Source organism: Streptomyces shenzhenensis, assembly GCF_003688995.1.
Classification (GTDB): domain Bacteria; phylum Actinomycetota; class Actinomycetes; order Streptomycetales; family Streptomycetaceae; genus Streptomyces; species Streptomyces shenzhenensis_A.
On record NZ_PENI01000068.1, the window covers coordinates 1 to 10,476 of the forward strand.

Here is a 10,476-nt window from a genome sequence, read left to right on the forward strand (position 1 = left end):
CAACTCCTGCGTGCCGACCGAGGTTCCCCCGGTCCCGGTCATCGACCCGGCCATCGGTGGCGCGGCCGCCGCGGCCGCCCTCGGCGGCTTCCTCCTGATCCGCCGCCGCCGTAACGCCGGAGCCGCCTTCTGACCGGCCCCGCACAACCTCTCTGAACAGGCCGACCGGTCCCTCCCCGACACCACGGGGAGGGACCGGTCGTGTCCGGCGCCGTGACACCGACAGCCACGGCGCGTCCGGAACTCGGGCGGGCGGTGCGTACGGCGTTCGTCCGCGAGGGCCGGACGGCCCTGTTGCGGGTGGGGTGTGGTCGGGTTGACTGTGCCGGGATGCGGATCACCTCAGGGTGGTCCCCGCTGCGGCCGGTTCGCGGTTCCGGGCCCAGCGCACGGCTCGGGCGGAGTACGTCTTCTCCTCCGCCCGAGCCCTCGGCGCGCGCCGCTCTCACGACTCCCCGCCGTCGCCGGCCACCGCGATCAGCCGGACGCCGGTGATCAGGTCGGGGCGGATGCGTACGACGTGGTCCATGTGCTGGTCCGACCAGGGGTGCAGCATCTCCTGGTAGCGGGCCACCTGTTCGGGGTCGGTGACGAGGCGGCAGTAGCCGGTGGCGACCACGCTCCAGCCGGTGCGGCTGACCGGGTCGATGTCGTCGGCCTCGTAGGCGACGACCACGCCGTGGCCGCCGTTCTGCCGGGCGTGGGAGACCAGGGCGGCGCGCTCGTGGGTGCGGATGATGATGTCGTCGTTGTCGAGGACGTGGTTGACCGGGCGGGCGGTGGGCAGCGCGTGCCGGGTGAAGATGATCCGCCCCACCGGCACGCTGCCGAGCAGGCGCAGGGCCTCCTCCGGTGACACGTCGACGCTGCGCCGCCGACCGGTGTCCCGCGCCGTCCTGTGCCCACGGGCCTCGACGAACCGGCGGGCGGCTTCGTCTCTCACAGCGCGGCCGCCCTGCGGTGCGCGGTGCTACCGATCCCGTTACGGGACTGCGTTGCCATCGAGGACGTGTCCTTCGTGCACGGCGGTACCTGTCTGCCGCGCGGGGCCGGGGCCGGGGCCGCTGGCAGGTCTGACGGCCTCCATGGAAAGCCTCTCGAACATGTTGTGCCAGGGCCGTTCGGCCCTTGCTGACCGCCCCGCGTACTGACTTCACTGATCCAGCGGTCCCGCTCGTGGTGCTGTGGCCCCGCCCGTGGGTTTCGGAGCAGCGGTCCCGCGCACGGGCGAGGCCCGGGCGGGGCCGCGTACCGCGACGACGGAAGGAAGAACGCCGGATGGCGGGGAGGCGAGCGGGGAGATGATCGCGGCGGTCGGGCATGCCGACCTGACTCCGGGCACCCTGGAGTCGGTGGAGGCCGAGCTGCGGGCGGCACTGGAGCGACTTCCCGAGCGGAGGCCGGCGTTGGCGCGGGCCGGGGCCGGTGTGCCGGTGGCGTTCGGGCGGGCGGTGCGGGCGGCGGGGCGGGAACTGGTCGTGGTGACTCCCGCGCAGGGGAGGGCGCCCGCGGCGCTGCCGGAGCGGGACCGGGCGGCGGTCGGGGAGCTGGTGTCCCTCGCCCAGCAGGTGCACCCGCTGGCGTACGACCCTGCCGACCGGGACGCGTGTGTGGCCGCGGACGAGCGGATGATCGCCGACTGCGGCCGGTTGCTGGCCGTGTGGGACGGCTCGCCGTCCACCGGCCGTGACGCCACCGCGCACCTGGTGGCGTACGCCCGTGCCCACGGCGTTCCGGTGGAGGTCGTGTGGCCGAAGGGCGCTGCCCGCGAGGCGATACCCGGCGGACCGGCGCGGGACGCCGGTCGCCGCCCACGCGGCAGCAGCCACCTCTCGACCACCGTGGGCCCGGCGCCCACTCGGACCATCGGCAAGGCGGACCGACCTCGATGACCAGCACCACCGCTATCGCACACCACCTCACCGGGAAAGACGGACGAGGGATCACCGCGGAGGGCGCCACCGGTGCCTCGCGCGCCCTCGCCTGGCTGCTGATCGTGTCCGGCGCGCTCGGCATCCTCGCCTCCTTCGTGATCACCATCGACAAGTTCCAGTTGCTCCGGGACCCGCACTTCTCTCCCTCGTGCAACCTCAGCCCGGTGGTGTCCTGCACGAACGTCATGCAGAGCGCCCAGGCGTCCGTGTTCGGCTTCCCCAATCCGATGCTCGGGCTGCTCACCTACCCGGTCGTGGTCGCCGTCGGGTTCGCGCTGCTCGCCGGGGCCCGTTTCCAGCGCTGGTTCTGGCTGGGCCTGAACGCGGGCACGTTGTTCGGCGCGGGATTCTGCATGTGGCTGATGACGCAGGCGCTGTACGAGATCGGCGCCCTGTGCCTGTGGTGCTGCCTCGCCTGGGCGGCCACCATCGCGATGCTCTGGTACGTCACCGTGCACAACCTGCGGCACGGGATCATCCGCGCGCCCCGCACCGTGGTGGCCGGGGTGCGGGAGTTCCACTGGGCGGTGCCGGTCACCTGGTACCTGGCCATCGTGATGCTGATCGCCACGCGCTGGTGGGACTACTGGCAGACACTGCTCTGAGCACGCCGACTCGCATGTGCGGCACCGCGGTTCCCCGGACACGGCGGTGCCGTCACCGGCGCGGGGGAGCACGCAGGGCCGGGCCGACCGACCCGGCGACAGGGCGAGGCTAGTTCACCCCCGCGCTGAGCTCGCTGAAAAGGCGGTTCGCCGTGGGGGAGTTGAACTGGCGCTCCAGTTCCGCTCGGGCGATCTGCTTGCGGAACTCCCCTGCGTAGGACGCGTCACCGGCGTTGTGCATGAGCTCGGTGATCCATGCCGCGAATGCCTGATAGTTCCAGATGTGGCGCAGGCAGGTCTCCGAGTAGCTGTCGAGCAGAGTCGAATCGTCCTGCCGGTTCCGTTGGATGACGGCACGAGCGAACACCTCGGCGTCGTGGAGGGCGAGATGTATTCCCTTCGCGCTCATCGGGGGCACGATGTGCGCCGCGTCCCCGAGCAGGTACAGCCTGCCGTAGCTCATCGGGCTGTACACCACGCACCGAAGAGGCACGATCCGCCTGTCGATGATCCGGCCGGTCGACACGGGGGTGCCGAAACGAGCTTCCATTTCGCTCCAGACGCGTTCGTCCGGCCACTGCGAAAGGGTGGCGTCGACCGGGCACTGGAGATAGAGACGGCTGGCGTGCGCGCCGCGGGGGATCATTCCGGCAAGGCCACGGGAGTGGATCGCCATGCCTGAGGGATTCGCCGGGACCTCGGCCATGACGCTGAGCCAGGAATATCCGTACTCATGGGAGTGGCATGTGAGGGCGTCGGCGGGTATGGACGCCCTGCTGACGCCATGGAAGCCGTCGCAGCCGGCGATGAGATCGCAGCTGATGACCTTCGTGGAGCCGGCGGTGTCCCGATAGCGCACAAGGGGACGCTCGCTGTGCATGTCCGCCGGGGACACGTCGACGGCCTCGAAGCGAAGGTCGCCGCCGCCGCGCAGGAAGACATCCGTGAGGTTGCGGACGAGGATCTGCTGAGGGCAGAAGACGCTGTCGTTGTTGTCGTCCTCGTCGAAATCGATCGGACATTCTTCTCCGTCGATCCAGATGCCGCCCGCGACCTCCGGGAGGGAGTCGTCCTTCACCACCCCTTCGAGTCCCCACTCGCGGAACATACGCACCCCGAAGCTGTCGACGGTCCCGGCCCGCTGCCGTCGCTCGACGTACGCACGGCTGTGCTTTTCCAGAATGATGCACTCGACACCGCTGCGCAGCAGGAAATTGCCGAGCGTAAGTCCGGCCACCCCGGCGCCTACGATGACAACGGAAGTGCTCTCACTCGTTTCAACCATGTGTTTTCCGGGCCTCCTTGAAGAAAGTGTCGCCGACCGGGTGGTGCGGCGCGCTTTCCCTCACTGTGGGCCTTGTGGCGGTCGCCGCCCACTGGTGAATGGAGGCCTGGTGCCGAAAACCCGCCAAGATGACGCCGAGGCCGGGACGGTCACTTCGTGTCGTGGCGCAGGTCCGCCTGGTAGCGACCCGGGGTCTGGCCGACGACCTCGGTGAACGCGTCGATGAAGCTCGACGGATTGGACCACCCGCACTCCATCGCGGTCTCGGTGACGGACCGGCCGTCGGCGAGATGGGCCAGGGCGTGGTGGATGCGCAGGGTGGTGCGCCAGCGGTGGAAGCTCATGCTCAGCTCGGTGTGGAACAGGCGGCTCAGGGTCCGCTCGCTCGCGCCCGCGACGCGTCCCAGCTCGGCCAGGGTCGCGGTCCGGCCGGGATCGGCGTGCAGGAGATCGGTGACGGCACGCAGCCGGTCGTCGCGGGGTTCGGGCAGGTGCAGGGACTGCTCGGGGGTCTCGGCGAGCTCATCGATCACCACTGCGAGCAGCCGCTGATGGGCGCCGGGGCGGACCTCGCGCCGATCGGTCAGCGCCAGGAGGGCCTCGCGCAGCAGGGGGCTCACCGCGAACACGCTGGGGTGGGCCACGAGTTCGCCGCACAGGTCGACCGGGACGACGACGAGGCGGACGTCGGTCCTGCCGTAGAAGCGATGCGCGTGGGCGAATCCGGGTGGCGTCCACGTCACCCTCTGGGCCGGGGCGACCCAGGTTCCGCGTTCGGTCGCGGTGGCCAGGGCGCCGGCGGCCGCGTACACCAACTGGCCCTGCGGGTGGGAGTGAGGGGCGAGGTGGTAGCCGTGCGGTATCCAGCCTCCGCCCCAAGGCGTCGTCGGCCATGGCGTCGAGGGCTGCGGGGACGGCTGGCGGGTTTCCGGCATCGGCCGTCAGTCTACCGGCGGTACGGCGTCTGCGGCGGGCCCGAGAACCGTCCTCGAGCATCGGACTCTCCCGCCGCGGGGAACGAGCCTCGGACAAGCCCGCTGCTCCCGGGACCGGTGACGGCCGTGCCCGCGGGTGCGGCGGCCCGCTGAGGAACGGGCAGCGCCGCCAGGGCCGTACGGCCCTGCCCATGACGGTCGCGCCCGGTTAGGTTCGCGGGGTGGAATGCAAGAACATCCCTGATCCGGGCTTCGCGGGAGACGACGGATCGGCTGATCCGCGCCTGGCCGCATCGCTGGCCGCGTGGTCCGCGAACCCCTCCGAGGCGGCGGAGACCCAGCTGCTCGCCCTGCTCGCGGACGCCCGGCTGCTGGTGCCGATCGTCGCCGTGCTCGGCGAGAGCGAGCCCGCCGCGGACGGCCTGAAGCGCGAGAAGACCAGCGACATGGCCGTGGCGACGCTGGAGTTGCCGGACGGCCGCCGCGGACTGCCCGCCTTCACCGGTCTTGAGGCCCTGCACCGGTGGCGCGCCGACGCACGGCCCGCCCCGGTCCCGGCCTGCAAGGCGGTCGAGGCGGCCTGGTCCGCGCAGGCCGAGACGGTGCTGATCGACCTGTCCGGGCCGGTGTTCTACGAGCTGTCCGGGGCCGCCCTGCGCGCCGTCGCCGAGCGCAGGGCCTGTCTGCCGCCCCTGCGCGATCCCGAGGTCGCCGCCGCGCTGTGTGCGGTACTGGCCCGCCATCCGGCGGTGCGACGCGCGTACCTCCTCCCCGACGGCGGTGACGCGGACGCCCGGCTCGTCGTCGTCCCCGTCTCGGGCGTCCTCTCCTCGGGCGTCCCCGTCTCGGGTGTCGCGGAGGAGGGGGTGGCCGGGGCGGTGTACGAACTGGCCGCCGACCTCGCCGCGGACCCGCTCCTGCGGATCCGCGTCGACCACGGCCTGAACGTGGTGGTCGTACCCGGGTACGTGAGCGAGTCGGCGCCGCCCCTGTACTCCCGCGACTGACACACCTCAACCGGACGTCCCCGCCGGGCGGTTCAGCCCTTTGTCGCGGCGCGGCGGGCGAGGATCGCGGCACGCCGTTCGTCGAACCGGGTGGCCTGGGCGTCCAACTCGGCCAGGTGCACGCCCAGTTCCTCCTGCGCCTTGAGTCCGTCCGGGCCCAGGTCGCCGCGTTCCATCACCTTCAGGTGGCGCAGCACCGGCAGCAGTACGTCGGTGTGGTGGACGCGGAGGTTGTAGATGCCGCCGAGCGCGATCTCGACTGCGGCGCGTTCGAAGCCGGGCATGCCGTGGCCGGGCATGCGGAAGGCGCAGACCACTTCGTTGATCGCCTGCATGGCCTGGTCCGGGGCCAGTTCGAGGGCGGCGGCGAGCAGGTTGCGGTAGAAGATCATGTGCAGGTTCTCGTCGTTGGCGACCTGCGCCAGCATCCGGTCGCAGACCGGGTCGCCGGAGGAGCGGCCGGTGTTGCGGTGGGAGATCCGGGTGGCCAGTTCCTGGAAGGCGACGTAGGCCACGGTGTGCAGCGGGGAGTGCCGGTTGTCGGAGACGAAGCCGCTGCCGATGTGGGTCATCCGGGCCCGCTCCAGTGCCACCGGGTCCACCGCGCGGGAGGCGAGCAGATAGTCGCGCAGCACCATCGAGTGGCGGGCCTCCTCGGCCGTCCACTGGTGCACCCAGGTGCCCCAGGCGCCGTCCCGGCCGAACAGGGTGGCGATCTCGTGGTGGTAGCTGGGCAGGTTGTCCTCCGTCAGCAGGTTGACCACGAGGGACACCCGGCCCACCTCGGTCAGCGGGGACTGCTCCGGCGACCACGGTTGTCCCTCCAGCGGCCCGTCGAAGTCCCGGCCCCGGCTCCAGGGCACGTACTCGTGCGGCATCCACTCCCGGAAGACCCGCAGATGGCGGTTGAGTTCCCGCTCGACCACCTCCTCCAGGTCCTGGAGCAGCTCGGCATCGGTTCGCTTCGGGCGGGCGAGACTCACGGGTTTCCAACTTTCGGGCATGTCAATCGAACCTACGGTTCCGTAGGTGACGCCACCGTAGGTTCGACCGGCCGGACACGTCTGGGGCCGAAAGACCCTTTCCCCGTCCGGCTGCGGCGCGCGGGGTGCCGGCTTCGGGGCCGCTCCACTGGAGAGCACGGCCGGTGTCGGCGGCGACCATGCGGCCGACGGCACCGGCGCCGATCAGGAACGGGGCCGCGTTCACCGGCGGTGGTCCCTCTTGTCCGCAGAGGGGACCGAGAGCGAACGCGCCGTCCGCTGCCGCCGCGCGCGGTCGGGTCGAGGCACGGGCCCGCCTGCGCTGAGGGACGTCCGGAGGGACGGGCTGCCCGTACGGGCCGTACGCGACGCGCGGTCGAGCCATCGGCGGTGCGTACGGGTGCTCCGGCCCTGCCCGCCCCGGGGGAGCGGGTCCGCGGAAGGGGTGCGCCCGGCCGCGGTGCGAGCTGTACCGGGTTCCGTCGGTCCTGTGTGAGGTGGACAGCGCAGCCGGTCCCTCCCCCACGACGCCGCAGGGCACGCCCTCCGGGCGGACGACGGGAGTTTGACGACAGGACCTAGGCTGGTGATCCGTGGAAGCACGTATGCACAGCGGCCGCGTCCCCGCTCCTGCCCCGGCCGCACCGCTGCGGGTGTTCGTCCTGGACGACCACGAGGTGGTACGTCGCGGGGTGCGGGACCTGCTGGAGGCCGAGCCGGACATCGTCGTGGCCGGGGAGGCGGTGACCGCGCGGGAGGCGCTGGCCCGGGTGCCCGCGGTCCGTCCGCACGTCGCGGTGCTGGACGTGCGGCTCGGCGAGGGCGGCAGCGGGGACCACGCTGGGGTCGAGGTGTGCCGGGAGCTGCGGGCCCGGATGCCGGAGCTGGCCTGTCTGATGCTGACGTCGTTCGACGACGACGAGGCGCTGTTCGACGCGATCATGGCGGGGGCGGCGGGGTATGTGCTCAAGCGGATCGACGGCTCGGACCTGGTGACCGCCGTGCGCCTGGTGGCGAGCGGGGAGTCCCTGCTGGACCCGCGGGCGACGGCGCGGGTGATGGCGCGGCTGCGCGCCCCGCAGCCCGAGCCGGAACCCGTGCCTTTCTCGGCCGAGCTGGAGCGGTTGTCCCCCCGCGAGCTGGAGATCCTGGAGCTGATCGGCGAGGGTCTGACGAACCGGCAGATCGCCGAGCGGCTGTTCCTCGCCGAGAAGACGATCAAGAACCGGGTCTCGTCCATCCTGGCCAAGCTGGGCGTGGGCCGCCGGGTCCAGGCGGCGCTGCTCGCGGGGCGGCTGAAGGAGCAGCAGGCCCCCCGGCGATAGACCACCGGTCAGTCGGCGGGGAGGGGCACCTGCCACACGAGCCGGGTGCCGCCCGCGGCCAGGGGCTCGACGGTCAGGGTGCCGCCGTACTGCCCGGCGCGGGAACGCAGGTTGGCCAGCCCGCCGGTGGGCTCGGCGCCGCGCAGGCCGACCCCGTCGTCCGTCACGGTGAGGGTGAGCCTGTCTCCGGTCGTCGGCACGGTCAGGACGACGTCCGCTCGATGGGCTCGGGCGTGCCGGGCGACGTTGCTGAGGGCCTCGGCGGTCACGGCGAGCACCTGCTCGGCCACGTCGGCGGGGACGGTGGAGTCCACCGGTCCGTCGATCCGCAGCGACGGGCTGAAGCCGAGGGACTGGGCGGCCAGCCGGGCGGTCTCGGGCAGCCGGCGGCGCAGCCCAGGCCCGCCGCGGTCGTCACCGGCGGAGCGCAGCTCGAAGATGGTGGAGCGGATGATCTGGACCGTGGTGTCCAGGTCCTTCACCGCGCGCGAGACCCGGTCGGCGGCGTCCGGGCGGTCGATGCCGCGGGTGGCGCTCCGCAGGGTCATGCCGGTGGCGAAGAGCCGCTGGATGGCGAGGTCGTGCAGGTCGCGGGCGATGCGGTCCCGTTCCTGCATCACGGACAGTTCCTCGGACTCGGCGCGGCGCCGGGCGAGTTCCCAGGCGATCGCGGCCTGGTCGGCGAAGCGGGAGACGAGGGCCACCTCGGTGTCGTCGAAGGCGGCCCGGCCGGTGCGCCGGCTCAGCCGCAGCGCGCCGCACGCCGAGGAGTCCAGGGGCAGCGGCACCGCCACGGCGGCGCCGTACGCCGCCCGGTCCCCGAGCGGGTGGGCTCGTGTGTCGCCGGCGATGTCCGCGGTGGCCACGGGCGCACCGGTGCGGGCGGCCAGCCCGGCCAGCGATCCGCGGACGGGGAGGCGCAGCCCCTGGACCCGCTCGGCGTCGGGCCCGTGCGCCACCTCCACGGTGAGCAGCTCGGCGTCGGTACGGGCCGGGAGCAGGACGACGGCCTGGTCGGCGTCGGCCACCTCGCTGGCCCGCCGGGCGACCAGCCGCAGCACCTCGCGTACCTCGGTCCCGGCGAGGAGGCTGCGGGTGATCTCGCCGAGCGCCTCAAGCCACTGCTCCCGGCGCCGGCTCTCGTGGTACATGCGGGCGTTGTCGATGGCGACCCCGGCCGCGTTGGCCAGCGCGGTCAGCACGGCCTCGTCGTCGGCGTCGAAGCCCGTGCCGCCACGCTTCTCCGTCAGATACAGGTTGCCGAACACCTCGTCGCGCACGCGGATGGGCACCCCCAGGAACGTACGCATCGGCGGATGGTGCTCGGGAAAGCCGTAACTCGCCGGGTGGCGGGTGAGGTCCGTCAGCCGGAGCGGGAGCGGGTGGCGTATCAGTTCGCCGAGGATGCCGCGCCCGCACGGGGCCTGGCCGAGCCGGGCCACGAGGTCGGCCGCCATGCCCACCGGCAGGAACTGCGACAGCCGCTGCTGGTCGCCGATCACCCCGAGCGCTCCGTACTCGGCGTCGGTCAGGGCGACCGCCGCCTCCACGATGCTCCGCAGGACCTGCGGGAGTTCGAGGCCGCGCCCGATGTTCGTGACCGCGTCGAGGAGTCCGTGCATCCGGTCCGGCACATCGAGCCGAGGGTGTGACGGCACCGCCGCCTGGGGTTCTGATTCGGACATTCCAGCCGTTCCTGGACCAGTCTGTGCTCAGCAGCGTACGCACGGGGGCCACCGCCTGTCGTGCCTTGTCCGCCCGGCGGTGCGAAGTGGGGCCGTTGGACCCTAAACGGGGGTCTTGACAGGGGCCGTTCGACCCTATCGGGCCCGGGTGCCCCGCGGCCGATCATGTGGCGGGCCGGGAAGCGGCAGGTCCGTTCCCGCGCGTGCGGAGCTTCCCGGTTCGTGATCGACATGAGCAACTGGGAGGACGCCGTCCGGTGGACGAGGCACAGATGGACAGAGTGGGGACCGTGAGGCCGAAGGCCGTGCTCCCCGAGGCCGGGGAGGACGCCGGACAGGGCGAGCGAGCGACGGGAAGACCGTCGTGGGCGGACTGGCTGACGACGACGGATCACAAGCGGATCGGGACGATGTATCTGGTCAGTGCGTTTGTGTTCTTCGTTGTCGGTGGTGTGCTGGCGTTGTTGATGCGTGCGGAGCTGGCGCGGCCGGGTCTGCAGATCATGTCGAACGAGCAGTTCAACCAGGCGTTCACGATGCATGGTTCGATCATGCTGTTGATGTTTGCGATGCCGTTGTTCACGGGTTTTGCGAACTGGATCATGCCGTTGCAGATCGGTGCGCCGGATGTGGCGTTCCCGCGGTTGAACATGCTGGCGTTCTGGCTGTTCCTGTTCGGTTCGTCGATCGCGGCGTTCGGTTTCTTCACGCCGGACG

At 71.9% G+C, this 10,476-nt stretch carries 10 protein-coding genes; 5 read left to right on the forward strand and 5 right to left on the reverse strand.

What is annotated here, in order from left to right:
- Window positions 1-445: 445 nt before the first annotated feature.
- The gene (locus tag CTZ28_RS45885) at window positions 446-943 is read right to left on the reverse strand and encodes a pyridoxamine 5'-phosphate oxidase family protein (RefSeq protein WP_121895893.1); all 498 of its coding nucleotides are present in this window, start codon (window positions 941-943) and stop codon (window positions 446-448) included.
- 358 nt (window positions 944-1,301) lie between these two features.
- Here CTZ28_RS45885 and CTZ28_RS45890 point away from each other — a divergent pair, with 358 nt between their 5' ends.
- Window positions 1,302-1,892 carry a hypothetical protein gene (locus tag CTZ28_RS45890; protein WP_310887663.1) on the forward strand — a complete coding sequence of 197 codons (591 nt, stop codon included), beginning with the start codon at window positions 1,302-1,304 and terminating at the stop codon, window positions 1,890-1,892.
- Window positions 1,889-2,539: a vitamin K epoxide reductase family protein gene (locus tag CTZ28_RS45895; RefSeq protein WP_121895894.1), complete on the forward strand. Its 651-nt coding sequence runs from the start codon at window positions 1,889-1,891 to the stop codon at window positions 2,537-2,539. The genes CTZ28_RS45890 and CTZ28_RS45895 overlap by 4 nt, the downstream gene beginning before the upstream one ends.
- Window positions 2,540-2,648: 109 nt before the next feature.
- Here the strand turns inward: CTZ28_RS45895 and CTZ28_RS45900 are convergent, their stop codons facing one another.
- Entirely contained in the window at window positions 2,649-3,824 is a 1,176-nt protein-coding gene (locus CTZ28_RS45900) for a 4-hydroxybenzoate 3-monooxygenase (protein WP_121895895.1), read from the reverse strand.
- A 149-nt stretch (window positions 3,825-3,973) separates the two neighbouring features.
- Complete coding sequence (locus tag CTZ28_RS45905) at window positions 3,974-4,759, reverse strand: AraC family transcriptional regulator (protein WP_121895896.1); 786 nt, start codon at window positions 4,757-4,759, stop codon at window positions 3,974-3,976.
- 221 nt (window positions 4,760-4,980) lie between these two features.
- Between CTZ28_RS45905 and CTZ28_RS45910 the strand changes: the two genes are divergently transcribed.
- Window positions 4,981-5,766 carry an SseB family protein gene (locus CTZ28_RS45910; RefSeq protein ID WP_121895897.1) on the forward strand — a complete coding sequence of 262 codons (786 nt, stop codon included), beginning with the start codon at window positions 4,981-4,983 and terminating at the stop codon, window positions 5,764-5,766.
- Window positions 5,767-5,798: 32 nt separating this feature from the next.
- Here CTZ28_RS45910 and CTZ28_RS45915 read toward each other — a convergent pair whose 3' ends face one another.
- On the reverse strand, window positions 5,799-6,749 hold the full coding sequence (locus CTZ28_RS45915) for an acyl-ACP desaturase (protein ID WP_259472113.1): 951 nt from the start codon (window positions 6,747-6,749) through the stop codon (window positions 5,799-5,801).
- 605 nt (window positions 6,750-7,354) lie between these two features.
- Between CTZ28_RS45915 and CTZ28_RS45920 the strand changes: the two genes are divergently transcribed.
- Window positions 7,355-8,074 (forward strand): response regulator, encoded by a 720-nt coding sequence (locus tag CTZ28_RS45920; protein ID WP_121895899.1) that lies wholly within the window; start codon window positions 7,355-7,357, stop codon window positions 8,072-8,074.
- Between the two features lie 8 nt (window positions 8,075-8,082).
- Here the strand turns inward: CTZ28_RS45920 and CTZ28_RS45925 are convergent, their stop codons facing one another.
- Window positions 8,083-9,696, reverse strand: a complete 1,614-nt coding sequence (locus CTZ28_RS45925; RefSeq protein ID WP_121895900.1) for a sensor histidine kinase — start codon at window positions 9,694-9,696, stop codon at window positions 8,083-8,085.
- Between the two features lie 320 nt (window positions 9,697-10,016).
- Here CTZ28_RS45925 and CTZ28_RS45930 point away from each other — a divergent pair.
- On the forward strand, window positions 10,017-10,476 hold a 460-nt coding region (locus CTZ28_RS45930), incomplete at its 3' end, for a cbb3-type cytochrome c oxidase subunit I (protein ID WP_183154908.1).